This window comes from Aeromonas rivipollensis, from assembly GCF_037811135.1.
Lineage (GTDB): Bacteria > Pseudomonadota > Gammaproteobacteria > Enterobacterales > Aeromonadaceae > Aeromonas > Aeromonas rivipollensis.
This window is the reverse complement of record NZ_CP149130.1, coordinates 548,480-575,270: the sequence shown is the minus strand read 5'-3', so window position 1 is coordinate 575,270 and position 26,791 is coordinate 548,480. Positions and strand designations below refer to the sequence as shown.

The window sequence follows — 26,791 nt, the reverse complement described above, 5'->3', positions numbered from 1 at the left end:
TACCAAGAAAACGTTTACCACCCCTTTAGGGGTGTTTTTTCGCGGCAACATGAAAACCTTTTCAAGGTATGAATTCAGGGAGAGAAATACGATGGCAGGCATACTCACCATGATATTGGCAGGCGGCGAAGGAACCCGACTCCAGCCACTGACCACCACCCGCAGCAAGCCCTCTGTCCCCTTTGGCGGCAGCTACCGTTTGATCGACTTCGTGCTCAACAACTTCGTCAACGCCGACTTCCTGCGCATCTATGTGCTCACCCAGTTCAAGTCCCAGTCCCTCTACCTGCATATGAAGAAGGGTTGGAACATAGTCGGCATCACGGATCGCTTCATCGATCCCATTCCGGCCCAGATGCGAATGGGCAAACGCTGGTATGACGGCACCGCCGACGCCATCTACCAGAACCTGCGCTTCATCGAGATCTCCGACCCCGAGCACGTCTGCATCTTCGGCTCCGACCATATCTACAAGATGGACGTGAGCCAGATGGTGAGCTTCCACAAGCAGAAGGCCGCCGCCCTGACCGTGGCGGCCCTGCGCATGCCCATCGAGGAGGCGAGCGCCTTCGGGGTGATCGAGGTGGATCAGGAGGGTCGCATGATAGGTTTTGAAGAGAAACCCAGGCATCCGAAGCCCATCCCCGGGGATCCCACCCAGGCCCTGGTCTCCATGGGCAACTACATCTTCGAGACAGAGGCGCTCTACCGCGAGCTCAAGCGCGATGCCGCCGAGGAAAACTCCAGCCACGATTTCGGCAAGGACATCATCCCCAGCCTCTTCCCGCGCGCCCCCGTCTATGTCTACGACTACAGTACCAACGTCATCCCGGGGGAGAAGCCCAACGTCTACTGGCGCGATGTGGGGACTCTCGACTCATATTGGCAGGCGCACATGGACCTGGTGGCCGACGACGCCCCCTTCTCCCTCTACAATCGCAAGTGGCCGCTGCACACCCACTACCCGCCCCTGCCCCCCGCCACCTTCATCGACACCGATGACTGCAAGGTCAAGATTGCCAACTCCCTGATCTCCGGCGGTTGCTTCATTCAGGGCAGCCAGATCCAGCGATCCATCCTGGGTTTCCGCTGCAACATAGGCCCCTGCAGCCACATCAGCGAATCCGTGCTGCTCGGGGATGTGAAGATAGGTGAAGGCTGCTCAATTCGACGCGCCATCATCGACAAAAACGTTGAAATTGCACCCGGCACCGTGATCGGTGAGAATCTGGACCATGACAGAGAGCGATTTACCGTGTCCGAAGGCGGAATCGTCGTGGTACCTAAGGGAGCAAGAGTTGGCTATTAACCCACTGAAAGTCCTGTTTGTCGCCTCTGAGGTTGAGGGGCTGGTGAAGACCGGGGGCCTGGCGGATGTGGCCAAGGCCCTGCCGCAGCATCTCGCCCGGGGGGGTCACGACGTTCGCATCATCCTGCCCTTCTACAAGACGCTCAAGCGCCGGGATGAGGCCGTTCTTCTCGCCTCGCGCTGGTTGCCCACCCCTCAGGGACGGGACGACATCAGCTATCGCATCTATCAGCTGGAACTGGACGGGATCTGCGTCTATCTGCTCGATTGCCCGCCCTATTTCGAGCGGCCCCAGCTCTATGCCGAAAACAATCAGGCTTACCCCGACAACGGCGAGCGTTTCGCCTTCCTGGCGGCGGCGGCCCTGCACGCCTGCGAGCAGCTGAACTTCGCCCCTGACATAGTTCACTGCAACGACTGGCACACCGGCCTGCTGCCGCTGCTGCTCAAGACGCGCCACGCTCACAATCCCTTCTTCCAGCGCACCCGGTCGGTCATCAGCATCCACAATGCGGCCTTCCAGGGGGTGTTCGATCGCCAGCAGTTCTGGGCCGTGCCGGAGATCCAGGACTACGAGCAGCGCATCAACTACGACTACGGCCACATCAACCTGCTCAAGTGCGGTGTGCTCTATGCGGACAAGATCAATGCGGTCAGCCCCAACTACGCCAGCGAGCTGCTGACCCACCTGGGTGCTCACGGCATGGCCAGCGTGTTCCAGCAACGGGCGAGCGACTTGCGCGGCATTCTCAACGGCTGTGACTATCAGGATTGGGATCCCGCCTTCGATCCCCTGCTGCCCGCCACCTATGACGCCGACCACCTGGCCGGCAAACACGCCTGCAAACGGGCCCTGCAGCAGGAGACGGGGCTACCCGTCGGCAACTTGCCCATCTATGGCATGGTGTGTCGTCTGACCGAGCAGAAAGGGGTGCACTTGCTGATCCCGGCCTTGGACAAGTTTTTGCAGCATCAGGTGCAGGTGGTGATAGTGGGTTCCGGCGATCCCTCCCTCGCCGCCCAGTTGCAGACCATAGCCCAGCAACATCCCGACCGGTTCGCCTTCATCAACGCCTATGATGACCGTCTGGCCCACCTGGTGGAAGCGGGCGCAGATTTCTTCCTGATGCCCTCCCTGTTCGAGCCCTGCGGCCTCAACCAGATGTACAGCCTGGCCTATGGCACACTGCCGCTGGTGAGAGCCGTCGGCGGACTGAAGGATACAGTGGTGGACTGGGATGCCGATCCGGAGCACGCGACCGGGTTCTGCTTCAACGATCCTACCGCCAGCACCTTGCTCGATGCCATGCGCCGCAGCCTGCTCCACTACCTGCAGGAACCCGAGCAGTTTGCCCGCGTGCAGCAAAATGCCATGCACAGCCGCTTCGACTGGGCCGACTCAGTCCCTCTGTACGAACAGATGTATCAGGACGCACTGGCCCAGGCGTGACCCAGATTGCTGAAGTTTTGTGCCCTTGATACGGCTTTATCCGTCAACAGCGAAAAAAGTCCCCTTTGGCTGTTGACGCCCCCCCAAAACTCTATAGAATCCCCCACCGCAGTGATGCGAAGGTGGCGGAATTGGTAGACGCGCTAGCTTCAGGTGTTAGTGTCCCACGGATGTGAGGGTTCGAGTCCCTCTCTTCGCACCATACTGCAACATGCTTCATCGATGGCATGCAAAACAAGATTGATGACAATGTGCGAAGGTGGCGGAATTGGTAGACGCGCTAGCTTCAGGTGTTAGTGTCCCACGGATGTGAGGGTTCGAGTCCCTCTCTTCGCACCATGCTTTTATCAGACAGCATGTAAATCCAGACTGATAGCCCGAATGTGCGAAGGTGGCGGAATTGGTAGACGCGCTAGCTTCAGGTGTTAGTGCCCCCTGGGTGTGAGGGTTCGAGTCCCTCTCTTCGCACCATGCTTTTATCAGACAGCATGTAAATCCAGACTGATAACCCGAATGTGCGAAGGTGGCGGAATTGGTAGACGCGCTAGCTTCAGGTGTTAGTGCCCCCCGGGTGTGAGGGTTCGAGTCCCTCTCTTCGCACCATGATTCTGACATGTAAACACAGAGCAATGCGCTCCAACCGCATTTAAAAACCAGCTGGAGAAAATCAGTGTGCGAAGGTGGCGGAATTGGTAGACGCGCTAGCTTCAGGTGTTAGTGTCCCACGGATGTGAGGGTTCGAGTCCCTCTCTTCGCACCATTCATCATGCAAAAAGGCCCATCACGAAAGTGACGGGCCTTTTGTTTTTGCCCCTGCCATGGCTATGCTGTTGAGGATGCCATACCACCACAGGGGTTTTCCCATGATCCTGGATACCGACATTCACAACTTCTATGAACATCTGGTGCTCAAAGAGATAGAAAAACAGGGACTTAACCAGAGACTGACCCCCTACCAGCTGGCCGATCTCTGCTGCCTGACACTCAACCAGCTTCCTTCCCACTACATCCGCCACAACGTCGACATGATCTACTTCACCACGGATGACGAACGCATCGAGATGGAGCAGAAGGTCATGACCTCACTGCGCCTGGCCTATGACAAGATCCAGGCCGTTCCATCCCGCTAAGCGCTTTCCTATAGCCAGCTTTGCTGCCAGAGCAGGGTGACGACCCCCGTCATGCCCGCGACCGGCAGCAGGATCAGCGCCGGCCTCAGCCTGGGCTCCAGCATGACCCAGGCGGCCAGCAAGAAGCCCAGACTCCACAAGCCGTACGCCTTGTCCTGACCCCAGCCCAACACCGCCAGCAAGGCTGCCAGCAAGAGACACCGCACTATCCAGATCATGATGATGCTACCCACAGAATCAAACGATAACGATTATCGTTTGTGGTTATGAGGAGTGCAATCGGACTTCTCTATGGGTTTTGGCTATTTGTCCTGCATTCGCCTGATATTCAAAAAAAGCGCCGATGAGATCAACTAATGAGTAGATTTATCAAACATTAATGCATTTTTGCTAAATAAGTTGGGATTTTGCGCCCCGGGTTTGTGGTAGATTGCGGCCTCTTTTTGGGCCGGCCCCTCGGGATACGTGTATCCACAGGACGAGAGGGACCGACCTTGGCGAGCAAGAGTTTAGGAAGTATCTATGCAAAACCAACAAAACCACATCCGATTGCCTGGCATGACGCAGGTGTTTGCCTGCTTGGCCATTTTCCTGGCCCTGGCCTTTTCGTTCACCAGCGTGCTCGATCTGCCGATCCAGCTGGCGCTGTTCATCGCCTGGTTCGTCATCATGGGGCTCGGCATCCGGCTCGGCCATGATTACAAGTCCCTGGAGCAGGCGGCCGTCGACGGGGTCGCCAAGGGGATGGGAGCCATATTGATACTGGTCTCCGTCGGTGCCCTGGTCGGCACCTGGATCGCCGGGGGCATAGTCCCCAGCATCATCTACTTCGGCCTCAAGGTGATACACCCCTCCATCTTCCTGCTGGCGACCCTGATCATCTGCTCCCTCACCTCGCTGGCTACCGGCACCTCCTGGGGCTCTGCCGCCACGGCGGGGATCGCCATGATGGGCATAGGCCACAGCCTGGGGGTGCCTGCGCCGCTGGTGGCCGGTGCCGTGCTCTCCGGCGTCTACTTCGGTGACAAGCTTTCCCCCCTCTCCGACTCAGTGGTGCTGGCATCGACCATGTCCAACGTCGACGTGGTGGAACACATCAAGGGGATGCTGCCCATCAGCCTCTTCTCCTACGTCATCACCGCCGCCCTGTTCACCGTGGTCGGCATGCAGTACTCCGGCAACGTCAGCCTGGAGCAGGTCAACCTGGTGATGGAAGCCCTCGACAAGCAGTTCAACATCACGCCGCTGGCCATAGTGCCGGTGATCCTGGTGCTGGGCCTGCTGGCGAACCGCAAACCCGCCTTCCCGGTGATCAGCTTCGGCGCCCTGCTGGGCCTTGTCTGGGCCATCGCCTTCCAGGACATGGATCCGGTCAAGGCGATGCACTCCGCCTACAGCCCCTTCCCCATCATCTCCGGGGTCGACTTCATCGACAACATCCTGGGCCGCGGCGGCATGGAGTCCATGCTGGGCTCGGTGGCCGTCATCATCTTCGGTCTGGGCTTTGGCGGCCTGCTGGAGAAGGTCGGCATTTTGGAAGTGATCGCAAACGCCTTCGAGAAGCGCATCAACAGCGTCGGCAGCCTGACCAGCCACACCATAGGCACCGCCTTCCTGGCCAACGTGTTCGGCTCCGCCATGTATGTGTCGCTGATCCTGACCCCCAAGATCATGGCCAAGAACTACGACCGACTGGGACTGGCGCGCAAGAACCTCTCCCGCAATGCCGAGTTCGGCGGCACCCTCACCTGCGGCATGGTGCCCTGGAGCGACAATGGCATCTTCATGGCCGGGGTGCTGGGGGTGGCCACCCTCGACTACCTGCCCTACATGTGGCTCAGCTTCACCTGCATCATAGTGACCATCACCCTCGCCTATCTGGGCAAGGCGGTGAACCGGGTGCCGGTGATCGAGGCGGCCAGCTCCCGCTAACAGCAGGAAAAATAATGATAAAGGCGCCATCACGGCGCCTTTTGCTTGGGGGAAGTTCGGGGTTAAGCTGGCAGCCAACCTCGTCGCCCGTGGCAGGATGCCCAGATGAATTTTACCTTTCGCCAGATCCGTTACTTCGTGGCCGTGGCCGACAGCTTCTCCGTGAGCCGCGCCGCCGCCGAACTGCACATCTCCCAGTCGGCGGTCACCAGCGCCATCCGCGAGCTGGAGACCGAGCTCGGCGCCGCTCTGTTCGAGCGCAACCCGCGCGGCGTCACCCTGACGGCCCAGGGCCACCAGTTCCTGCTCCATGCCAGGCGCATTCTCGGCGCCATGACCGAAGCCGGCCAGTCCCTCAAGGCGGTGGCCCAGCAGGATCAGGGGCAGCTCACCATAGGGGTGACGACGCTGGTAGCCGGCTACTACCTGTCGGAGGCGATCGGCCGCTTTCGCCGCGCCTTTCCGGCGGTGCGCATCGAGGTGAAGGAGGATGAGCAGCCGTTTCTGGAGCATCAGATCGTCAACGGCGAAGTGGACGTGGGGATACTGATGACCAACCGCACCATCCGCCAGGAGGCGTTCGATACCGAGCTGCTGACCCGCTCCCCCCTGCGGCTCTGGCTCGCCGCCAACCACCCCCTCTGCGCGGAATCGACCCTCTCCCTCAAGGCGTTGGGGGATGAGCCCATGATCTCGCTCACCGCCGATCAGCTGGATCAGATCATAGGGGCCGGCCTGCGCCGCTACGGCATTTCCCCTCGCACTGTGCTGCGCACCGCCTCGGTGGAAGCGGTACGCAGCCTGGTGGCGAGCCAGCTCGGGGTCGCCCTGCTGCCGGACTTTGCCTATCGCCCCTGGTCTCTGGAGCAGGAGCGAGTGGAGGCCCGCCCCATCAAGGAACCCATCCCCGCCATCGACATCGGCCTGGTGTGGCGCCGCGGCTCGCGGCTGGACTGGACCGCCCGCGAGTTCATCGACATAGCGCGGGATCAGAGCCGGCTGCGGGCCCGCCAGCCGGCCTCCCGCTAGCCAGCGCCCTCTGGGGGATCGTCGCTCCGTCATCAAAAATAAGATTCATCTGCACTCGATATAGATTTGGCAGATACCTCTGGCGTTAAAAATTGAAATTCTCATTACCACTGCCTTCTCCTACGCTCATGACTGGTTAACAGGATGTTAATTGCCATTGCGGTATCGCATGGCTCCAGATCATGCAAGGAGAGCAAGATGAAACTGACCCCCCTGACACTGGCCCTGATCCCCGCCCTGCTGGCAGGCCAGACCCAGGCCGCCCCGACCGAGCTCGGCAAGGGCGAAGGCCAGCTCAATATCGTGGCCTGGGCAGGCTACGTGGAGCGTGGCGAGACTGACAAGAACTACGACTGGGTGACCGGCTTCGAGAAGGAGACCGGCTGCAAGGTCAGCGTCAAGACGGCCGCCACCTCGGACGAGATGGTGGCCCTGATGAACGAGGGGGGCTTCGATCTGGTGACCGCCTCCGGCGACGCCAGCCTGCGCCTCATCGCGGGGGGCAAGGTGCAGGCGCTCAACCTGGCGCTCATCCCGAGTTACAGCAAGATAGATCCCCGGCTGCAGAATGCTCCCTGGCACACTGTGGAGGGCAAGCACTACGGCGTCCCCTACCAGTGGGGTGGCAACATCCTGATGTACAACACCAAGGTGTTCCCCAAGGCGCCGGACTCCTGGTCCGTGGTGTTCGAGGAGCAGACCCTGCCGGACGGCAAGTCCAACAAGGGGCGGGTGCAGGCGTTCGACGGCCCCATCCACATCGCCGATGCCGCCCTCTACCTGATGACCCACCAGCCGGCACTCGGCATCAAGGATCCTTACGAGCTGAACGAGGAGCAGTACAAGGCCTCCCTCGATCTGCTGCGAAAGCAGCGCCAGCTGGTGGGGCGCTACTGGCACGACGCCTTCGTCCAGATAGATGACTTCAAGAACGAGGGAGTGGTGGCCTCCGGCTCCTGGCCCTTCCAGGCCAATGCCCTGATCGCCGACAAGCAGCCCATCGCCACCACTGTACCCAAGGAGGGGGTTACCGGCTGGGCCGACACCAGCATGGTGCACAGCGAGGCCAAGCACCTCACCTGCGCCTACCAGTGGCTGGAGCACTCCCTGAACAACAAGCTGCAGGGGGATCTCGCCTCCTGGTTCGGCTCCGTGCCCGTGGTGCCCGCCGCCTGCGAGGGCAATTCCCTGCTGGGCAAAGAGGGCTGCAAGACCAACGGCATAGAGAACTTCGACAAGGTGCACTTCTGGCGAACCCCAGTCTCCCAGTGCAAGAGTCAGGGGACTTGCGTGCCCTATTACCGCTGGGTGTCCGACTATATCGCCATTCTGGGTGGCCGCTGAGTCCAGACAGTCCACACCAGCAAGTCGCCCCACAACGGGCCGGGGGGAGACCCGGCCCTGTTCGATGACAAGGATGTACCATGACAGCCGTACAATTTGACCGGGTCAGCCGCCACTACGGCGAGGTGAAGGCGGTCGACGACATCTCCTTCCAGATCCCGTCCGGAGAATTCTTCACTCTGCTGGGCCCGAGTGGTTCCGGCAAGACCACCTGCCTGCGGATGATCGCGGGCTTCGAGTACCCGAGCGAGGGGGAGATCCGGCTGTTTGGCGAGCCCTGCTCCCAGGTGCCGCCCTATGATCGCAACCTCAACACCGTGTTTCAGGACTACGCCCTCTTCCCCAACATGGATGTGCGGGACAACATCGGCTACGGCCTGATGATCAGGGGGGTGCCCAAGGCGGAACGCCACCGCAAGGTGGACGAGATGCTGGAGCTGGTGCGCCTGCCCGGCGTCGGCAGCCGCAAGCCGGGGCAGCTCTCCGGCGGCCAGCGCCAGCGCATCGCCATCGCCCGGGCCCTCATCAACCAGCCGCGCATCCTGCTGCTGGACGAACCGCTGGGGGCGCTCGACCTCAAGCTGCGCGAGCAGATGCAGCTCGAGCTGAAAGCCTTGCAGCGCCAGCTCGGCATCACCTTCATCTTCGTCACCCACGATCAGCAGGAGGCGCTCTCCATGAGCGACCGCATCTGCATCTTCAGTCAGGGCAAGATAGAGCAGATAGCCGCGCCGGATACCATCTACGATGCTCCGGCGACGCCGTTTGTGGCCCGCTTCGTCGGCACAGTCAACCTGTTCGAGGGGGAGCAGGCCAAACGGCTGTGCGGTGATGAGCACCAGATGATGGTGCGCCCGGAGCGGATCCGGCTCGGCGAGGCGGGCATGCCGGGCTGGTCGGGGGAGATCCGCGAGGTGGAGTATCTGGGCCCCTTCGTGCGCTACCGGGTCAGCCTGGGAGAGCAGCTCGAGATCATCGTCAATCACCCCAACGAGGGGCAGGCCCGTCTGGCCCGTGGCGCCCGGGTCAGCCTCAGCTGGCCTGAGCAGGCCATCCACCGCCTGAGTGCCTCAGGATCGGGGGCTCAGCCATGAGCCTCCCCCACAGCGCGAGTCTAGCCATGAGCCACGCTACCGAACCTGCACGCTTGCGGCCGCTGCGGCGCCTCTCCACCCTGCTCTACGGCCGTCCCGGCCTGCTGCTGGGGATACTGCTCGGGCCGCCCCTGCTCTGGCTCGGCATCATCTATGTGGGCTCCCTGCTGATGCTGCTCTCCAACGCCTTCTTCGGGCTGGACGAGTTCAGCGGTCAGGTGCGCCACGAGCTGGGGCTGCAAAATTTCATCGCCCTGCTGCGGCCGGAAAACCTGGACGTCATCGGCCGTACCGTCGGCATGTCGCTGCTGGTGACCCTGGCCTGCGCCCTGCTCGGCTTCCCCATCGCCTACTACATGGCGCGCTACACCAGCGGCAAGACCCGGGCGTTGTTTTATGTGGGGATCATGCTGCCGCTCTGGTCCAGCTATCTGGTGCGGGTCTATGCCTGGAAGCTGATCCTGGCCAAGGAGGGGGTGATCAGCTGGCTGGCGGACAGCCTGGGGCTGGAGTGGCTGCTGGACGGCATCCTCTCCCTGCCGGTGATTGGCGGCCCTTCGCTGTCGTTTTCGCGGCTCGGCACCTTCATCGTCTTCGTCTACGTCTGGCTGCCCTTCATGATCCTGCCCATTCAGGCGGCGGTGGAGCGGATCCCGCGCTCCCTGCTGGAGGCGAGCAGCGATCTGGGGGCGACTCCGGCCCAGACCTTCCGCACCCTGATACTGCCGCTGGCACTGCCCGGCGTGGTGGCGGGCTCCATCTTCACTTTTTCCCTGACCCTTGGTGACTACATCATTCCCGGCATCATAGGCAACTCGACCATGTATATAGGCCAGGTGGTCTACATGCAGCAGGGCACGGCGGGCAACCTGCCCTTCGCCGCCGCCTTCTCACTGGTGCCCATCCTCATCATCGCCATCTACCTGACCATTGCCAAACGTCTGGGGGCCTTCGATGCGCTCTAATCCACCCATGAACCAGGCCTCCGGCCTGCTCAAGTACGCGGCCATCGGCGGTCTGCTGTTCCTGCACTTCCCGATCCTCTTCATCTTCCTCTACGCCTTCACCAGCGAGAGCAAGAGCTACCAGTTCCCGCCCCCCGGGCTCACCCTCAGGTGGTTCGAGGTGACCCTGAACCGCCCCGACGTGTGGCGCGCCATCCAGCTGTCGCTGGAGGTGGCGGGGCTCGCGACCCTGGCGGCCATGGTGCTCGGCACCCTGGCGGCGGGAGCCATAGCCCGCAGCCGCTTCTTCGGCCAGGAGGTGGTGTCGCTCTTGCTGGTGCTGCCCATCGCCCTGCCCGGCATAGTCACAGGCATAGCGCTGCGCTCCGCCTACGGCCTGATGGAGATCCCGTTCAGCTTCTGGACCATCGTCATAGGCCACGCCACCTTCTGTGTGGTGGTGGTCTACAACAATGCGCTGGCGCGCTTTCGCCGCACCAACCAGTCGCTGATCGAGGCGTCCATGGATCTCGGGGCCGACGGCTTCCAGACCCTGCGCTATGTGATCCTGCCCAACCTCGCCACGGCGCTGCTGGCGGGGGGCATGCTGGCCTTTGCCCTGAGCTTTGACGAGGTGATAGTCACCACCTTCACTGCGGGCCAGCAGACCACGTTGCCCATCTGGATGTATCAGGAGCTGATCCGTCCACGGGATAGGCCCGTCACCAACGTGGTGGCCCTCATCATAGTGGCCGTGACCACCATTCCCATTCTGCTTGCCTACTACCTCACCCGCGACGGCCAGGACGTCGCCGGCAGTGGCAAATAATGACTCAACGCCTGCGCAAGGATGCAACCATGAAATTCTCTACCCAACTCTTGATCGACGGCCAGTTCGTGACCGGTGACGGCCAGGCCGAGCCCATTCTCAACCCGGCCACCGGGGAGCTTCTCGCCTCGGTGCCCGAAGCCTCGTTCGAGCAGGTGAACCGGGCGGTCAACGGTGCCCAGCGCGCCTTCGCCCAGTGGAGCCGCACCACCCCGGCGAGCCGCAGCACCCTGCTGCTGCGCCTGGCCGATGCCATAGAGCGCCACGCCGAAGAGCTTGCGGCGCTCGAATCCCTCAACTGCGGCAAGCCCTATCTGGCGGTCCTCAATGACGAGCTTCCCGCCGTGGTGGACTGCTTCCGCTTCTTTGCCGGGGCGGCCCGCTGCCTGCAGGGACCGCTGGCGGGGGAATACATAGAGGGACACACCAGCATGATCCGCCGGGATCCCATCGGCGTGGTGGGCAGTATCGCCCCCTGGAACTATCCGCTGATGATGGCGGCCTGGAAGATGGCCCCCGTGCTCGCCGCCGGCAATACGGTGGTGCTCAAACCCTCAGAGCAGACCCCGCTCACCGCCCTGCGCCTTGCCGAGCTCGCCAGCGAGCTCTTCCCCCGCGGCGTCATCAACATCGTCTGCGGCCGGGGTGAGAGCGTGGGAGCGCCGCTGGTGGAGCACCCGCTGGTGCGCATGGTGTCGCTGACCGGTGACATCGCCACCGGCCAGAAGATACTGCAGAGCGCCGCCCGCACCATGAAGCGCACCCACCTTGAGCTGGGGGGCAAGGCGCCCGTCATCATCTTCGACGATGCGGATCTGGAGGCCGTGGTGGCCGGCATTCGCACCTTCGGCTTCTACAACGCAGGACAAGACTGCACCGCCGCCTGCCGCATCTATGCCCAGGGCAAGATCTACGACAAGTTCGTCGCCGCCATGACGGAGGCCGTGGCCTCTATCAAGGTGGGCAGCCAGCGTGAGGAAGGGGTGGAGATGGGGCCGCTCATCTCTGACCGCCAGCGCAACCGGGTGGCCAGCTTCGTGGAGCGGGCCCAGAGCAGCGGCCATGTTGAGGTGACCACTGGCGGCAAGATCCGCGCCGGCAACGGCTTCTTCTTCGAGCCGACCCTGATAGCCCACGCCCGCCAGGAGGATGAAATAGTGCGCCGGGAGGTGTTCGGCCCCGTGGTGTCGGTGACCCGCTTTGGCGACGCCGAACAGGTGGTGCAGTGGGCCAACGATTCGGACTACGGCCTCGCCTCCTCGGTCTGGACCCGGGATCTGAGTCTGGCGAGCAAAGTGGCCAGCCACCTGCAATATGGCTGCACCTGGATCAATACCCACTTCATGCTCACCTCGGAGATGCCCCACGGCGGCATGAAGATGTCCGGTTACGGCAAGGATCTCTCCCTCTACGCGCTGGAGGATTACACTGTACCGCGCCACATCATGGTCAAGCTCTGAACATGATTCAGGCTGGCCCCGGGGCCAGCCTGAATGCGTAAACAACGACCCAAATCCCCTGCCAGATACCTCCTCCTACGACAACCGCCACAGCCAGTGGTGATCCAGAATAAGCAGACCGAACAGCAACATCAGGTGATAGATGGAGAAGCGGAAGGTGCGCATCGCCTGACCGGGGCGCTCCGAATACTTCAGCAACCAGCCATGCCAACAGAACAACAGATTCAGCGCCAGACTGCTGATCAGATAGAGCAGCCCGGACATGCCGATCAGGTAGGGCAGCAGGCAGACCAGAGTCAGGATCAGCAGATAGAGTAGGATCGCCGTCTTGGTGAACGCTATGCCGTGGGTGACGGGCAGCATGGGAATGTTCGCACCGGCATACTCATCACGCCGGTGGATGGCCAGGGACCAGAAGTGGGGCGGCGTCCAGGTGAAGATGATCATCACCAGCAGCCAGGGTTCGGCCGAGAGCCCTCCCGTGATGCTGGTCCAGCCCAGCAGCGGTGGCATGGCACCCGCCAGCCCGCCGATCACGATATTCTGTGGCGTGGCCCGTTTAAGCAGCAGGGTATAGACGATCGCATAGCCAAACAGGCTGGCCAGGGTCAGCCAGGCGGTCAGGGGATTCACGCCCCAGTAGAGCAAGGCGAAGCCCGCCAACGCCAGCCAGAGTGCAAACGCCATCGCAGACTTGGGCCCGATCCGCCCCATGGCGACCGGTCGCCAGCGCGTTCTGCGCATCTGGGCATCGATGCCGTGGTCAAGGGAGTGGTTCATGGCCGCCGCCCCGGCCGCTAGCAGCCCTATCCCCGCCAGCCCCAGCACCATCTCGTCAAGGAAGGCCTGGGACGGCTCGGCCAGCAGCATGCCGACCCAGGCGGTCAGCAACAGCAAGGCCACCACCTTGGGTTTGGTCAGCTGGTAATAATCCCGCAGCAGCCGGGGGTCGATGAGGCCTGTCAAGGGCTTGCTGTTCATGTCTGACTCCTGATCGCCTCGGGCGACAGCAAGGGGGAAATCCGGGGACGAGAGAGCCGCCCACGGGCCAGCACACAACACACCAGCAGGTGCGCCGCCACCAGGTTATGCGCGAGGGCGTTTGCTAACGGCAGGGCCAGGTGGACATTCGCCAGCCCCAAGACAATTTGCACGAGCAGCAGGACCAGCAAGAGCCCCCCCAGTAAACGCAATGGGGCCCCATGACGGATCAGGGTGAGGGCAAAGCCCCCCACCAGCAGCGCGGTGGCAAGGGCCCCCAGACGATGGGCGATATGGATGGTCTGGCGCGCCTCCTTGCTCAGCACCCCAAACTCATAGCTGGCGTGGCCAAGTGGCAGATGAAAGGCCTCCTCCCAGTTCAATTGCGCCTGCCAGCTCCCCTGGCAGAGAGGCAACTCGACGCAGGCCATGGCCGCATAGTTCGCCGACGTCCAGCCACCCAGCGCTATCTGCAGCAGCAGCACGCCACAGGCCGCATTGCCGAGCCAGGGCAAGCCCTGACCGCAGCAGACGGGCGCGTTCGCGGGGAAGCGCGCAAGCTCGGCCTGGTAGAGCCAGAGCAGAGTCAGGATGGCGAACCCACCCAGCAGGTGGGTGGTCACCACCAGAGGGTGCAGCGCCAGCGTCACCGTCCACATGCCCAGGGCAGCCTGCCCAGCCACCAGCACCAGCAAGGCCCCCGAGAGGCGACGCAGACGGCCGCCAGCACGCAAGCTCAGCACGAACAGCAGCGCAATCACACCTCCCAGCACACCGGCAAAGTAGCGGTGCACCATCTCGCTGCGCGCCTTGTGGGGCTCCAGCGGCGTGTCCGGGTAGAGCTGGGCCGCACGCTCCAAATGCGCGGACTGGGGGACGGCCAGGGAACCGTAACAGCCGGGCCAATCGGGGCAGGCCAGCCCGGCATCCGTCAGTCGGGTATAGGCCCCAAGCAGGATCACCAGCACCGCCAGCGCGATAGCGATCGATGCCAGTCGCTTCTGTATCTTCATACGGCACCTCGCTGACGCTTGTCTCCGGATAATGGCGACAGAACACACGACACAGTCCTCAGGTGCGCGTTCATTGCACACCTCGCTGATACTTGAGCAGTTGCTGCAGATCCGACAGCACTGCCTTGCCAAGCAGTGGCCACGCCGCCGTGCTGGCCGGTACCTCGTAGCGCAGGATGGCCAGCCCTTGCGAGTCCACCAGCATCATATCGCCCGCCCGTACAGCTCCGATTCCGTTCACCCCGCGCGGCGGCGTATCGGTGAGTCGCACCAGATCCAGCTTGTCCAGGTTGCGGCCAAGGGCGCTTTGGATCCGCGACATCAACTCGGGCACCTGCTGACATTGCGCCTCACAGCGCCGGGCGGCCAGATAGACCAGCCGCCATTTGCTCTGATGGGGCGGGAGTGGTTGCAACAGATAAACATCCTGATCCAACCAGGCACCCTTGTTGCGGGTGCCGGGTTCATACCAGCCCTGCCTCAGGGTCAGTGCAGCCAGAACCACAGGCAGCAGTATCACCAGCGCAAAGAGGACAGGTACCTTCCATCTTGACCATGAGTTCATGGGGACAACCTCCTTGTCAGCACCAAGCCCCCCACCAGCATCACCAGCGCCAGCCCAAGCCATTGCACTGCATATGCCCTGTGCTTCTCGGGCGGCATGACATTCGGCTGGTAGTGATAGAGGAAGGGTGTGTGCCTTTGATAAAACACGGCATCGGCGAGGGGTGAACCGAGGATCTCGCTCAGGGCATCCACCCTGATGGACTGCAGCCGGTTAGGATAGGGGCCGGATTCGATGTTCTGACCCAGCAAGACGCCACCGGGGGTCGTGCGCAGCAGACCGTCGAGCTCCAGAGTTGCCGGGATGACGGGCCCTGGCAGTTGCTGCCTGCTGGCGGGTGCAGGCACCCAGCCCAGATTGACCAGCAACAAGGGACGGGCATCACCGGCGCGTACCGGTATGATGACGTCATAGCCGATCTCGCCCGCCACCGCCTGGTTGTCCAGCAGCCAGACATGAGGGGACACCCATTCGACCTCCCCTCCCAGTGACATGCCGTCCAGTGACTCAAGATTGTGCCAGTCGATCCGGGAAAGCGTCATTGGTGCCACCTGCTGTGCCACCGCCATCCGCCCCAGCCAGGCCTCTTTCTCCATCCCACGCTGCCACTGCCAGAGCGACAGCTTGCACAAACCGGCCGTCACAACCAGAGTGAACATCAGTACGATCCAGCGCCTGTGATGCCATGGTCGCTGCTTATCCCATGTTGCCATGTCACGCATATAACGGAGGGCTCCAACATGTTGATCAAGATAGTGCTGGTACTGATGCTGCTGCTCATCATAGGACAACTGTTTCATGCCCTCTGGTTGATGATGACCACGGGTCACCCCCAGAAGATGTCGGCCCCGCTGGGGCGCCGGGTGTTCTTTTCCCTGCTGGTGGTCGTCATCCTGCTGCTCTCCCTGATGATGGGCTGGCTGGAGCCCAACCCGCGCCCTTACTGATCCCGACCTCAGAGGAGGTAGACGAACACGAAGAGGCAGAGCCAGACCACATCGACGAAGTGCCAGTACCAGGCCGCGGCCTGGAAGGCGAAGTGGCGCTCGGCGGTGAAGTGATCCTTCAGCACTATCCGCAGCCATATGATCAGCAGGAATACAGTCCCCAGGGTGACATGCAAGCCATGGAATCCGGTCAGGATGAAGAAGGTATTGCCGTAGATGCCGGAGTCCAGTCGCAGCCCCAGATCCCGGTACGCATGCAGGTATTCATAGCCTTGCAGCCAGAGGAACGCCAACCCGAGCAGTACGGTCACAAGCAGCATTCCCTTGAGACGACTGCGTTTGCCATTTTCCAGCCCGGTATGTGCAAACAGCAGGGTGACGGAGGATCCGAGCAGGATCAGGGTATTGATGAGGGGGATACCGTGCCAGGGCATGGCCTGGGTCGTGGTCCCTCCAGGGGTCTTGACCATGGGCCAGTGCGCCGAGAAATCCGGCCACAGCAACTGTGCCGTCATCGCCTTGTTGCCCGCGCCATCCAGCCAGGGCATCGCAAGCTGGCGGGCATAAAACAGCACCCCGAAGAAGGCCAGGAAGAACATCACTTCGGAGAAGATGAACCAGACCATGCCTTGCCGGAAGGAGCGATCCATCTGGGCGCTGTAGAGCCCGGTCATGGACTCCTGGATGATGTGGCGAAACCAGCCAAACAGCATGAAAACCAGCAAGGCAACGCCAGCCATCATCAAATACCGGCCGACCCCGTCCTGCTTGCTCGCCACTTCATTGACCAGATGCCCCGCTCCGAAAGCCAGGAAAAACAAGGCCACCGCCCCTATGATGGGCCAGCGGCTCTGGTCCGGGACATAATACGTCTGGTTCACTTTGGCCATGATTATTTCCTCTGCGCCAGCGTCGGGGCTGGGGTGGACTGAGTGATGTCATAGAGTGAATAGGAGAGCGTGATGGTGTTTATGTTGTCGGGCAAATCGGGGTCGACATAAAACTTGAGCGGCATCAGCTTGCTCTCCCCCGCCTGCAACTCCTGACGGTTGAAGCAAAAACACTCCACTTTCTTCAAATAGGCGGCGGCGGGACCGGGCGAGACCGACGGCACCGCCTGACCAATCATGGTGCGATCGGTGGGATTGAACACCCGATAATTGACCAGCTTCATTTCACCCGGCCGCACCGACAACCGCGCCGTTTCGCCGCTGAACTGCCACGGCATCTGGGTGTCCGCATGGGCAAGAAACTCGATCTGGATGGTCCGTTTGCTGTCGATCACAGCTCGCTCAACCGTAGCAGGCTGTACTGCAGTCTTGCCGTTGAGGCCAGTGATCCTGCAGAAGACGTCATACAGCGGCACCAGTGCAAAAGCGAACCCGAACATGACAAGCACCACCAGGGCCAGCTTTCTGAGCAGGGGACCGTGATTGACCTGAGCCATATGGCCTCCTTACCGCACCTCTGGCGGGGTCTTGAAGCTGTGGTAGGGAGGGGGGGATGAGAGCGTCCACTCCAGCCCCTCCGCCCCTTCCCACACCTGATTGCTCGCTTGCCTGCCTCCTCTGATGCACTTGATCACCCCCCAGACGAACAGCAACTGCGACAGCCCGAAGGCGAAACCGCCGAGACTGATCAGCATGTTGAAGTCGGCAAACTGCAGCGCGTAATCCGGAATGCGACGGGGCATGCCTGCCAGACCGACGAAATGCATGGGGAAGAAGAGCACATTGACCGAAATGAGCGAGCACCAGAAATGCCACTGCCCGAGTCGCTCGTCATACATGTGTCCCGTCCATTTGGGCAACCAGTAATAAGCGGCGGCCAGGATCGAGAAGACGGCGCCGGTGACCAGCACATAATGGAAATGGGCCACGACAAAATAGGTATCGTGATATTGGAAATCGGCCGGGATCATGGCCAGCATCAACCCCGAGAAGCCACCTATGGTGAACAGGGTGATGAAGGCGATGGCAAACAGCATGGGGGTCTCGAACGTCAATGACCCCCGCCACATGGTGGCAACCCAGTTGAATACCTTCACCCCGGTCGGCACCGCGATCAGCATGGTGGCGTACATGAAGAACAGCTCGGCGACCACGGGCAACCCTGTCGTAAACATGTGGTGAGCCCAGACCATGAAGGAGAGCAAGGCGATGCTGCTGGTGGCATAGACCATGGAGCGATAGCCAAACAGTTTCTTGCGAGAGAAGGTGGGAATGATGCTGGAGACGATGCCAAAGGCCGGCAGAATCATGATGTACACCTCCGGATGGCCAAAGAACCAGAAGATATGCTGGAACAGCACAGGATCCCCGCCCCCGGCCGCATCGAAGAAGCTGGTACCGAAATATTTGTCCGTCAGTACCATGGTCACCGCTGCCGCCAGGACCGGCATGACAGCGATGAGCAGGAAGGCCGTGATAAGCCAGGTCCAGACAAACAACGGCATCTTCATCCAGCCCATGCCCGGCGCCCGCAGGTTGAAGATGGTGACGATGACGTTGATGGCCCCCATGATGGATGAAATCCCCATGATGTGGATGGCGAAAACGAACAGCGCCGTGCTGTTGCCGCTGTACTTAGTGGACAGGGGGGCATAGAAGGTCCAGCCCGAGCTGGGGCCACCGCCCTCCATGAACAGGCTCGACAGCAGGATCAGAAACGCAAGCGGCAGGATCCAGAAGCTCCAGTTGTTCATTCGGGGCAGTGCCATGTCCGGGGCCCCGATCATGATGGGGATCAGCCAGTTGGCGAGGCCAGTGAAGGCTGGCATCACGGCGCCAAAGACCATGATGAGGCCATGCACAGTGGTCATCTGGTTGAAGAACAGGGGCTCGACCAGTTGCAGCCCAGGCTGGAACAACTCGGCCCGAATGACCATAGCCATGGCGCCACCGGTGAAAAACATGGTCAGGGCGAACAGCAGATAGAGGGTGCCGATATCTTTGTGATTCGTGGTGTATAGCCAGCGCCTCAGGCCCGATGCAGGTTGGTGGGCGTGCTCGCTGTGCAGGGTATCCGTGATTCCATCACTCATGCTGGCGCCTCACTTGTCCTTGTTTGGATCGACGGGGTTCAGAAGGGACTGCACCTCTGCAGCCTGAATGACATCACCGGTCTTGTTGTCCCAGGCATTGCGCTCGTATGTTACGACGGCGGCGAGTTCCTGCGCCGTCAGCTGCTTGCCGAAGGGCTGCATCGCAGTCCCGCTCTTGCCATGCAGGACTATGTCCAGGTGCTGGTCCCTATGTTCTGGCAGTGTCGCCACCTTGCTGCCCTTGAGGGCCGGGAAGATGCCGGGCAACCCCGTACCCGCGGGTTGATGGCAGGCGGCGCAATGACCCAGGAACACCTTCTCTCCCAGCTCCATAGCCTGCGGCAGCGTCATGGTCTGGCTGGCCAGGTCCTGCTGCTGGGCCTTGGCTGCCGCCTGATCTGCCGCTGTCTTGGCGATCCAGCCATCGAACTCCCCGGCCGGTTTGGCCACCACCACTATGGGCATGAAGCCGTGGTCTTTACCGCACAGCTCGGCACACTGCCCTCGGTAGGTGCCAGCCTTGTCGATCCGGGTCCAGGATTCGTTGATGTAACCGGGATTGGCATCTTTCTTCACGGCAAAGGCCGGAACCCACCAGGAGTGAATGACGTCATCCGAGGTCATCAGAAATCGGATCTTCTTGCCAACGGGCAACACCAGAGGCTGATCCACTTCCAGCAGATAGGTGCCGCTCTTGGGCTCGTCGCCCGAGATCTGCTTCTTGCTGGTCGCCAGCAAGGAGTAAAATTCCACCGGATGCTCGAGGTATTTGTAATGCCATTTCCATTGCGAGCCCGTGATGAGCACGGTCAGCTCGGCTTTGGAGGTATCCTCCATCTTCAGCAATGTCGAGGTCGCCGGGGCCGCCATGGCGACCAGGATCAGCACCGGGATGGCCGTCCACAGCAGCTCGATGCGGGTACTCTCGTGGAATTGGGCGGCCTTGGCGCCGCGAGACTTTCTGTGGTGGACTATGGACCAGAGCATGGCCCCGAAGACGATAAGGCCAATGGCGCAGCAAATATAGAAGATCGTCATATGCAGGTCATAGACCTGCTGGCTGATCGCGGTCGCCCCGCGTGTCATGTTGAATGTGATGTCGTTGGCGGAAACACTGCTGCTGGCGAGCCACACCATCCATGCGCCATGGTTGATTGCATTTTTTCCCACATTGCACTCCCTGTGCACGTTAGAAAAGATGGCAAGCATTGACAGCTTAAACGCTAACCATCTGAAAATAATGCATTTATTAAACGTTCAGTCACACTCAAGTATTAGTCCATATTCTGAAAAAACCAAACTGATGCCGGATGACGGGGGCTAGTCAGAGCAGTTGGCATCCTATCCGGGATAAATGAGAGGTGTGCTGGCGGTGGCCATAGTCCCATGGCATAGCCCTGAACGGCTCAATCGCGGGCTCCATCCGGTAGCGAGCGGCCATGGCCGCTCGACAAAAGAGAAGGGGCCACCCGGGCCCCTAGTTCATCTGTGGCAACCAGCGGCGTCTTCTCGTACCACCGTGGCCATCTCTTCGCTGTCAGGCCATGGGCTCCGGTTTGTCCAACAACCGAGCCAGCAGGCTTCGCAGCTGCTTGATCAGTGCAGGCTTGCCCGCAACACCCAACGTCTTTGCCAACTCGGCCCAGGGCACATACTGCCAGATGGGGGCGATCAGCAGCCGACGCTCGTCGGGGAGCAGCTCATCCAGCGCAGTCAACCGACTGGCCAGCCAGCGTTGCAGGCTGGCTTGGCACAGCTCGAACGGCTTGTGATGATGGGCAAAGCAGTCGATCTCCTGATACTCGAACTCATCCAGATCGGGCGCCTCTGCGGCCGCGTTTCCTCTCAGGCATAACCAGACCAGTTCGGGATCCAGCCCCTTGAGTTCTCCCGCCAGCAGGGTGGGCAACTGGCTCACGAAGCGCCGTCGCCATTGAGTCAGCTCCGAATCGAACTCCGCTTTCAGTGGTTTGAGCAACAAGGCCGCATGGCTGCCACTGGCTGCATCCCGCTGCAGGCCGATGCGCAATACCGTCAAGCCCCCCTTGAGCCAGAATGGCAGCACATCGGGACTCGCAGAAAAGGCTGACCCCAGATAGTCGTATCCCTGGGTGCGGTAGTGCATTTCCAGCTGCGCCAGCAACAAAGAACCCAGTCCCAGGCGATGCAAAGCGGGATGAATGGCGATGCGCATCACCCTGGCATAGGTGCGCTCCCCTGCCGTGATGAAGCCGGCATGTGCCAGCAGCGACTGGGGCAGCAGATGACCACGGGGACGTCTTCGCCCGGCCCAGATGTCATGAGCCAGCGCTGGCGCTATGTTTCCCTCCCGGGCCACCAGGGCAACACCGAGCAGCTCCCTCTCCTGCTCCAGCAGGTGGATGTCGAGATCGGGGCTCTCCAGCAAATACCGCAGATCGCTGGGGCTTGTCTGATAATGGGCCAGGACGAGCAGGCCGAATACCCGATTGAGCAGAGCCTCATCCCCGGCCAGCACCTCCTGCTCCAGTCGTCGCCAACTCGGTCTCTTCGGGGGTTGAGGTGCCACTATGTCGGCATTGAGGCCGAGCAATCGGAAGATCAGCGGTTCCAGCGGATCATGCCGGCTCCAGCGGATGGGTTCCGCCAGATGCAGCTCCTGCCAATCCGGGGTCTGCCTATCGAGCACCCGCTTGAAACGCAGATGAAAGCCACGTCCCGTCCCCTCATAGCCGTGCTCGGTGGTGGCAAATACGATGCGGCTGTGACGGGCCAGGATGGCCTCCAGCAGCGGGGTCGGAATGGCGGCGGCCTCATCCACCAGCAGCAGATCCGCTTGCACATCCCCTTGAACCACTCGGTCTGGCGACACATAGGTCAGGCCCACCAGTCGCTCTGGCGTGTCTGCCTGCGCGGCCGATGCATGGGCAAAGAGTGTGGCGACGGTCGCCTGGGAAGGCGCCGTCACCACTATCTGCAGGCTGGGATCCTGGCGCAGCAGATCGGCACTGGCCAGACCCAGCAGCGCACTCTTGCCGCGGCCACGATCCGCGCTCAGCACCAGCGGACGGCGGCGATGACCATGCAACACCTTGTGAATGGCGGGTAGCGCACGGACTTGATCGGTACTGAATGGCCGGCTTGCGCCAATAGGACGCCAGGACTCGCCGCCGATGGGAGGGATCAAGGAGAGGGCTGGATCCCCTGTCAGCAACCGCACCACGCGGGCGATAAAACCATGACCCGCCAGCTTGGCATCCTCAGGTTGGGCGACCAGTCGCAACCTGTCCGGATCCGGGTAGGCTGGCCACGTCTCTCTGGGGGGAGTCAGCAGCAGCAGCAGGCCACCGGCGCGCAACGTGCCCGCCAAGGCGCCGAAGGCATCGGGATGAAAGCCGCTGAAGGCGTTGAACACCAGGGTATCGCACTCCTGACCCAGCCGTTGTAGCGCCTTGGCGGCAGGCAGCGGGCCATGGCATGCGGGGCCGTCTCCCAGCCAGAAGACAGCCTCCCCCAGCAAGGGTTCGGCACGGCTGATGCAGTCGGCTTCGAGCCCTTCCAGCCAGATCAGCCGACGCTCACCGGTGCGAGCGAGAGCCTGGCGCAAGAGATCCACCTCGGCTGGGCTCATGAGGCTGAACTGTCGTCCGGCTTCACCCGTGGCTCAAACATGCGCTCCCCCATCTGATCGATGAAGGTATGGGCTTTTTGCACCATGAAGCGCTCGGCGTCGGCCGGGTTGGCGAACAGATCGGAGCGGATGAAGCGGTGAGTTTGCAGCACCCCATCCACATCCTTGGTGATGCGCCCTGCAAGCCGGAACTGCCCCCCTTCCGCCATGGGTTCGGGATAAATGAGATAGCCGGCGTATTCGGTGGGCGTGACATCGGTTATCTGGGCAGCTTGCCCCTTGAACAGGGCACTGAATAGTTTCTTGAGCATGTTCGTCTCCTCTCTGATGGTTGCATTCTCCTCAAGGGGAGAATCACTGGCAAGCAGGGGATCTTATTACCATTCGTTCTTTGCATTACGAACCATTCTCATTTAGATTTCATCTCATTCCAGCATGAGGTCCACTATTATGTACGTGTGTTTGTGCCGCGGCATCACAGATAACCAGATCCGCAAGGCGGTACAGGCAGGCAAGACCGAGTTCAGACAGCTGAAACAGTCGCTGGAAGTCGGTGCCCAATGTGGCAAATGCGTGCGCATGGCGATGGAAATCATCGCCACCGAGATCGACAAGATGGAGTCGGAGCAGGCGCCCCTTTATTACGAAGTGGCATGAGATACCTCTTCCCGACCCTCGCCTTAGCGAGCGGATGCTCTCCCTTTCGGAGGCACCGATTCGCCATCCTCTTATGGTCATTTTTCTCGACTAAGCTCTAGTGATCGGTGCCCTAGGCTCGAACACGAGGAGTAATGTCGATGAAAGGAGATCCCAAAATCATTGCCCACCTCAACAAGGTGCTGGCCAATGAGCTGGTTGCCATCAACCAATATTTCCTGCATGCCCGCATCTACGATGACTGGGGCCTCAAGGGGCTTGGGCACAAGGAATATCATGAGTCCATCGATGAGATGAAACATGCCGACGAGCTGGTCAAGCGGGTGCTGTTTCTGGAAGGACTGCCCAACTTGCAGGATCTGGGCAAGCTGCGTATCGGTGAGACAGTCGAAGAGATGCTGCGCTGCGATCTGTCACTGGAAATGGATGCCATTCCCGACCTGAAAACGGCCATCACCTATGCCGAGTCCGTCCATGATTATGTCAGCCGTGACCTGTTCCAGGATATCCTGGAAGACGAGGAGGAACACGTCGACTGGCTGGAAACCCAGCTCGATCTCATCGCTCGCATCGGCCTGGAAAACTATCAGCAATCCCAGCTTCATAGCGAATCATCCTGAGTGCGGATGTCATTAAGAGCTGCCCCCAACCCGCCAAGGCGGGTTTTTTCTGGGCCACCACCTTGAAGCCCAGGCATGCAATTGAAACATACGGGCGTTACTGTCTGCCTGGCAGGTGGCCAACAGGGGGGGGTCCCTAAGTCAGCCAACCCCCTTCACGATACGGGGCGCACCGCCGGATCCGGCGAACGAGGCACAGCCCCAAGCCGGATTGAACCATTGCAGTGATCACAGTTACGATGCAGGGCAAAGCAGCGCACGCCGCTTTCGATTAGGATACGGCCCTATTCCCATCACTTTGCTACGGATGATTTCCATGGAACTGATTGCACGTGAGATGGCCCCCCACAAGCGGGTGGCCCTGGTGGCTCACGACAACATGAAAGCCCCATTGCTGAACTGGGTGCTGCGCCGCAAGGAGGAGCTCAAGCTCCACCACCTCTATGCGACCGGCACCACTGGCACCCTGCTCGGCAAGAAGGCACAGCTGCCCATCACCTGCCTCTTCTCCGGCCCCATGGGCGGCGATCAGCAGCTCGGCGCCCTGATTGCCGAGGGCAGGATCGACGTGATGATCTTCTTCTGGGATCCCCTCAATGCCGCGGCGCACGATCCTGACGTGAAGGCGCTGCTGCGCCTCGCGGCTGTCTGGAACATCCCGGTCGCCACCAACGAAGCGACGGCGGACTTCATCATGGACAGCCCGCACATGCAGCAGACATTCAGCGTACAGGTGCCCGACTACGCCGGTTATCTCAAGGCAAGAACCGAGTAACCCCAACCAGATAGCGAAGAGCCGGACAGAGTCCGGCTCTTTTGTCTGAAGGATGGTGGCGGCTCAGCGCTGGAAACTCTTCTGGGCAAACTTGGGTCTGGCGTTCATGATCTGCTCCACCTGCTCGTCGCTCATCTTGCCGCGCGACAGCCCCAGCACCTTGTAGGTCAGCAGCGGCCGTGCCGGCAGCGCAATCATCAGGGCGCGGATCTGGTTTTCGTCCTCCTTCTCTCGCACCGGCTTGCCATAGGCATAGGTCAGCACCCCGGCATCCATCAGGTTTTTGACGGCAGGCTCGGTGATCGGCAGGTTTATGACGCTTTTCCGTTGCAGCACGAACTCGCGCAGCACCGCCTTCTCGTTGAAGTCGAGGAAGCCTATCATCTGGGCCAGCTGATCCTGTTGACGGCGGGATTGCCACTCGTCGCAGGCCCATTCCCAGGCGATCAGGAAACCCTGGCTGCAGAAGTAGGAGATGGCGATCAGCATGCCGACCCCCAGCCAGGCGGCGTGAGCCGTGGCCCACTGGCTGACGGCGCCTTTCATCAGCCCGGCCGGGAACAGCAATATGATGCTGCAGCAGAGCAGCAGCCAGACCATCAGCCAGTTGAGGCGATTCAGCTGGTAAAAATGTTGGATCCACCGTTTCATCGTTCACCCTTCCCAAGTCAATGTGGACAGTAGTCAACTCATAGCAATCCCTGTGCCAAGGCGAGGATCTTGTGGGCGGGATCTGGATCCTGGCGGGCAGAGCTGATGGGGTGGGTCTGTGGCCAGGTTACATCCCCTTACAAGTTGCCGAGGGGATAAGCCGCCATTTTCCTTGTGGGGCAACCCATCTCTTGGTAAAAAGCCCGCACTGTCATTGGGGAGTAGCAACCCGCCCGTGATCCGGGCAGGGCTCATGTCAACATTCTTGGATCATCAGATCCATGGCATGAGCGGCGATAGCATCTATCGCTCTGCAAGACCTTTGGCCTCGATACGCAAGCCAGCCGGGCGAGCCGTATCGGGTCCATCGGTTGTTCTGCTCGCCTGGCGGTTGCCCATTATGTTGATCACCCTGCTGTTATTTCTGCTCTCTGCCGTCACCATCTATCTGGCCTGCGAATATTTCGTCAACGGTATCGAATGGACCGGCCATCACTTCAAGTTCTCCCAGAGTGCCACCGGCTCCCTGCTGGCGGCCCTCGGCACTGCCCTGCCCGAATGCATAGTTACCCTGACGGCCCTGCTGATGGGGGATGCCCCCGCCCAGCAACAGATTGGGATAGGCGCCGCCCTCGGTGGCCCCCTGGTGCTATCCACCATAGGCTATGCCGCCGTCGGCCTGACCCTGCTGCTGTGCATGGGCCCTGAACACAGGGCCATCGATGGCGAGGCGCAGCGCGAGACAGGTCGGGATCAGGCCTGGTTTGTCGCTATCTTCATGGTGGCGGTGGCCCTCGGCATGGTGGCCTTCACTGGCAAAACCTGGCTGGCCCCGCTGTTCGTGCTGGTGTATCTGATCTATGTGCGGCGCGAGCTGAAACAGAGCGACAGCCACGAGACTCCGTTGCCAGAGCCCCTCAAGCTGGATCCCAAGGCCGAGATCCCGGCCCTACGCAAGGTGCTGCTGCAGACCCTGGGAGCCCTGGTGGTGGTGGCGCTGGCGGCCCAGCTGTTCGTTCATCAGCTGGAGAGCATGGGTGAGCTGTTCGGCCTCTCCCCCGTGCTGGCGGCCCTGCTGCTGAGCCCGGTGGCGACCGAGATGCCGGAGCTGATGAACGTGCTGATCTGGGTGCGTCAGGGCAAGAACCGGCTGGCGCTGGCCAACATCTCCGGCGCCATGATGATCCAGGGCACCATACCCAAGGCGTTCTGCCTGCTGTTCACCCCCTGGTTGCTCGACAGCACCATGATGGTCTCCTCCCTGGTGACCCTGCTGGCGGTGGTACTGCTGTGGTGGGGCTTCAGCCGTGGGCGGATGACGGCGGGCAGGCTGGCCTGCGTGGGACTGGTGTACCTGGGTTTCTACGGCTGGCTGATGGTGAGCTGACGGCGCGCTCTCTGTGAAGAT

General features: G+C 61.2%; 27 protein-coding genes, 5 tRNA genes and 1 riboswitch. Of the genes, 20 read left to right on the top strand and 12 right to left on the bottom strand.

The features are described from left to right. Positions 1–91: 91 nt before the first annotated feature. The 8 genes from glgC (at position 92) to WIR04_RS02705 (ending at position 3,889) form a co-directional block, all read left to right on the top strand. Entirely contained in the window at positions 92–1,309 is a 1,218-nt protein-coding gene (glgC, locus tag WIR04_RS02740) for a glucose-1-phosphate adenylyltransferase (RefSeq protein WP_005327542.1), read from the top strand. Continuing rightward, the gene (gene glgA / locus WIR04_RS02735) at positions 1,299–2,759 is read left to right on the top strand and encodes a glycogen synthase GlgA (RefSeq protein WP_338890277.1); all 1,461 of its coding nucleotides are present in this window, start codon (positions 1,299–1,301) and stop codon (positions 2,757–2,759) included. Before glgC ends, glgA begins: the two co-directional genes overlap by 11 nt. A 116-nt stretch (positions 2,760–2,875) precedes the next feature. Further along, positions 2,876–2,961 (top strand) — tRNA-Leu (locus WIR04_RS02730). A 51-nt stretch (positions 2,962–3,012) separates the two neighbouring features. Further along, positions 3,013–3,098: transfer RNA gene (locus tag WIR04_RS02725), tRNA-Leu, on the top strand. A gap of 46 nt (positions 3,099–3,144) precedes the next feature. Further along, a tRNA-Leu gene (locus WIR04_RS02720) sits at positions 3,145–3,230 on the top strand. Between the two features lie 46 nt (positions 3,231–3,276). Beyond that, positions 3,277–3,362 (top strand) — tRNA-Leu (locus WIR04_RS02715). A 71-nt stretch (positions 3,363–3,433) separates the two neighbouring features. After that, positions 3,434–3,519 (top strand) — tRNA-Leu (locus tag WIR04_RS02710). Between the two features lie 103 nt (positions 3,520–3,622). Then, a complete protein-coding gene (locus tag WIR04_RS02705; RefSeq protein WP_338890275.1) occupies positions 3,623–3,889 on the top strand; it encodes a late competence development ComFB family protein in 267 nt (88 codons plus the stop codon). Positions 3,890–3,897: 8 nt separating this feature from the next. On the opposite strand, the gene WIR04_RS02700 is transcribed toward WIR04_RS02705, so the two are convergent. Continuing rightward, entirely contained in the window at positions 3,898–4,107 is a 210-nt protein-coding gene (locus WIR04_RS02700) for a hypothetical protein (RefSeq protein WP_041206801.1), read from the bottom strand. A gap of 304 nt (positions 4,108–4,411) precedes the next feature. On the opposite strand from WIR04_RS02700, the gene nhaC reads away from it, so the two are divergent. The 7 genes from nhaC to WIR04_RS02665 all read left to right on the top strand — a co-directional run bounded on the left by nhaC (position 4,412) and on the right by WIR04_RS02665 (position 12,521). Then, entirely contained in the window at positions 4,412–5,821 is a 1,410-nt protein-coding gene (gene nhaC / locus WIR04_RS02695; protein WP_338890271.1) for a Na+/H+ antiporter NhaC, read from the top strand. Positions 5,822–5,926: 105 nt separating this feature from the next. After that, positions 5,927–6,850, top strand: coding sequence for a LysR family transcriptional regulator (locus WIR04_RS02690; RefSeq protein ID WP_025328378.1), 924 nt, complete (start codon positions 5,927–5,929; stop codon positions 6,848–6,850). 198 nt (positions 6,851–7,048) lie between these two features. After that, positions 7,049–8,194 carry an ABC transporter substrate-binding protein gene (locus tag WIR04_RS02685; protein ID WP_338890267.1) on the top strand — a complete coding sequence of 382 codons (1,146 nt, stop codon included), beginning with the start codon at positions 7,049–7,051 and terminating at the stop codon, positions 8,192–8,194. An 80-nt stretch (positions 8,195–8,274) separates the two neighbouring features. Then, on the top strand, positions 8,275–9,288 hold the full coding sequence (locus WIR04_RS02680; protein WP_338890265.1) for an ABC transporter ATP-binding protein: 1,014 nt from the start codon (positions 8,275–8,277) through the stop codon (positions 9,286–9,288). Beyond that, the gene (locus tag WIR04_RS02675; protein WP_069651948.1) at positions 9,285–10,253 is read left to right on the top strand and encodes an ABC transporter permease; all 969 of its coding nucleotides are present in this window, start codon (positions 9,285–9,287) and stop codon (positions 10,251–10,253) included. Before WIR04_RS02680 ends, WIR04_RS02675 begins: the two co-directional genes overlap by 4 nt. Beyond that, positions 10,243–11,061, top strand: a complete 819-nt coding sequence (locus WIR04_RS02670) for an ABC transporter permease (RefSeq protein WP_338890262.1) — start codon at positions 10,243–10,245, stop codon at positions 11,059–11,061. Before WIR04_RS02675 ends, WIR04_RS02670 begins: the two co-directional genes overlap by 11 nt. Before the next feature lie 29 nt (positions 11,062–11,090). After that, positions 11,091–12,521: a gamma-aminobutyraldehyde dehydrogenase gene (locus WIR04_RS02665; protein WP_338890260.1), complete on the top strand. Its 1,431-nt coding sequence runs from the start codon at positions 11,091–11,093 to the stop codon at positions 12,519–12,521. Between the two features lie 75 nt (positions 12,522–12,596). On the opposite strand, the gene cyoE is transcribed toward WIR04_RS02665, so the two are convergent. From cyoE to WIR04_RS02645, 4 genes are all read right to left on the bottom strand, one after another. Further along, positions 12,597–13,502: a heme o synthase gene (cyoE, locus tag WIR04_RS02660; protein WP_338890258.1), complete on the bottom strand. Its 906-nt coding sequence runs from the start codon at positions 13,500–13,502 to the stop codon at positions 12,597–12,599. Beyond that, on the bottom strand, positions 13,499–14,515 hold the full coding sequence (locus WIR04_RS02655; protein WP_338890256.1) for a COX15/CtaA family protein: 1,017 nt from the start codon (positions 14,513–14,515) through the stop codon (positions 13,499–13,501). Before WIR04_RS02655 ends, cyoE begins: the two co-directional genes overlap by 4 nt. A gap of 70 nt (positions 14,516–14,585) precedes the next feature. After that, on the bottom strand, positions 14,586–15,080 hold the full coding sequence (locus WIR04_RS02650; protein WP_338890254.1) for a hypothetical protein: 495 nt from the start codon (positions 15,078–15,080) through the stop codon (positions 14,586–14,588). Then, positions 15,077–15,739: an SURF1 family protein gene (locus WIR04_RS02645; RefSeq protein WP_338890252.1), complete on the bottom strand. Its 663-nt coding sequence runs from the start codon at positions 15,737–15,739 to the stop codon at positions 15,077–15,079. Before WIR04_RS02645 ends, WIR04_RS02650 begins: the two co-directional genes overlap by 4 nt. A gap of 81 nt (positions 15,740–15,820) precedes the next feature. On the opposite strand from WIR04_RS02645, the gene WIR04_RS02640 reads away from it, so the two are divergent. Further along, positions 15,821–16,027: a DUF2909 family protein gene (locus WIR04_RS02640; RefSeq protein ID WP_005330432.1), complete on the top strand. Its 207-nt coding sequence runs from the start codon at positions 15,821–15,823 to the stop codon at positions 16,025–16,027. A gap of 8 nt (positions 16,028–16,035) precedes the next feature. Here WIR04_RS02640 and WIR04_RS02635 read toward each other — a convergent pair whose 3' ends face one another. The 6 genes from WIR04_RS02635 to WIR04_RS02610 all read right to left on the bottom strand — a co-directional run bounded on the left by WIR04_RS02635 (position 16,036) and on the right by WIR04_RS02610 (position 22,991). Beyond that, positions 16,036–16,917 (bottom strand): cytochrome c oxidase subunit 3, encoded by an 882-nt coding sequence (locus WIR04_RS02635; protein WP_226170433.1) that lies wholly within the window; start codon positions 16,915–16,917, stop codon positions 16,036–16,038. 2 nt (positions 16,918–16,919) lie between these two features. After that, positions 16,920–17,474, bottom strand: a complete 555-nt coding sequence (locus WIR04_RS02630) for a cytochrome c oxidase assembly protein (protein WP_338890248.1) — start codon at positions 17,472–17,474, stop codon at positions 16,920–16,922. 9 nt (positions 17,475–17,483) lie between these two features. Then, a complete protein-coding gene (ctaD, locus tag WIR04_RS02625; protein ID WP_338890246.1) occupies positions 17,484–19,070 on the bottom strand; it encodes a cytochrome c oxidase subunit I in 1,587 nt (528 codons plus the stop codon). Between the two features lie 9 nt (positions 19,071–19,079). After that, on the bottom strand, positions 19,080–20,240 hold the full coding sequence (coxB, locus tag WIR04_RS02620) for a cytochrome c oxidase subunit II (RefSeq protein WP_338890244.1): 1,161 nt from the start codon (positions 20,238–20,240) through the stop codon (positions 19,080–19,082). A gap of 367 nt (positions 20,241–20,607) precedes the next feature. Continuing rightward, positions 20,608–22,680: a tRNA(Met) cytidine acetyltransferase TmcA gene (locus WIR04_RS02615; protein ID WP_338890242.1), complete on the bottom strand. Its 2,073-nt coding sequence runs from the start codon at positions 22,678–22,680 to the stop codon at positions 20,608–20,610. Next, positions 22,677–22,991 carry an HlyU family transcriptional regulator gene (locus tag WIR04_RS02610; protein ID WP_338890240.1) on the bottom strand — a complete coding sequence of 105 codons (315 nt, stop codon included), beginning with the start codon at positions 22,989–22,991 and terminating at the stop codon, positions 22,677–22,679. The genes WIR04_RS02615 and WIR04_RS02610 overlap by 4 nt, the downstream gene beginning before the upstream one ends. 139 nt (positions 22,992–23,130) lie before the next feature. Between WIR04_RS02610 and WIR04_RS02605 the strand changes: the two genes are divergently transcribed. From WIR04_RS02605 to WIR04_RS02595, 3 genes are all read left to right on the top strand, one after another. Further along, the gene (locus WIR04_RS02605) at positions 23,131–23,337 is read left to right on the top strand and encodes a bacterioferritin-associated ferredoxin (RefSeq protein WP_010675777.1); all 207 of its coding nucleotides are present in this window, start codon (positions 23,131–23,133) and stop codon (positions 23,335–23,337) included. 140 nt (positions 23,338–23,477) lie between these two features. After that, entirely contained in the window at positions 23,478–23,957 is a 480-nt protein-coding gene (gene bfr, locus WIR04_RS02600; protein WP_025328394.1) for a bacterioferritin, read from the top strand. Positions 23,958–24,273: 316 nt separating this feature from the next. After that, on the top strand, positions 24,274–24,732 hold the full coding sequence (locus tag WIR04_RS02595; RefSeq protein ID WP_025328395.1) for a methylglyoxal synthase: 459 nt from the start codon (positions 24,274–24,276) through the stop codon (positions 24,730–24,732). A 63-nt stretch (positions 24,733–24,795) separates the two neighbouring features. Here WIR04_RS02595 and WIR04_RS02590 read toward each other — a convergent pair whose 3' ends face one another. Beyond that, positions 24,796–25,383 (bottom strand): superinfection exclusion B family protein, encoded by a 588-nt coding sequence (locus tag WIR04_RS02590; RefSeq protein WP_025328396.1) that lies wholly within the window; start codon positions 25,381–25,383, stop codon positions 24,796–24,798. A 204-nt stretch (positions 25,384–25,587) separates the two neighbouring features. Beyond that, a riboswitch (yybP-ykoY riboswitch) is annotated at positions 25,588–25,694 on the top strand. 89 nt (positions 25,695–25,783) lie between these two features. On the opposite strand from WIR04_RS02590, the gene WIR04_RS02585 reads away from it, so the two are divergent. After that, positions 25,784–26,770 (top strand): sodium:calcium antiporter, encoded by a 987-nt coding sequence (locus WIR04_RS02585; RefSeq protein ID WP_338890236.1) that lies wholly within the window; start codon positions 25,784–25,786, stop codon positions 26,768–26,770. The last annotated feature ends 21 nt before the right edge of the window (positions 26,771–26,791 follow it).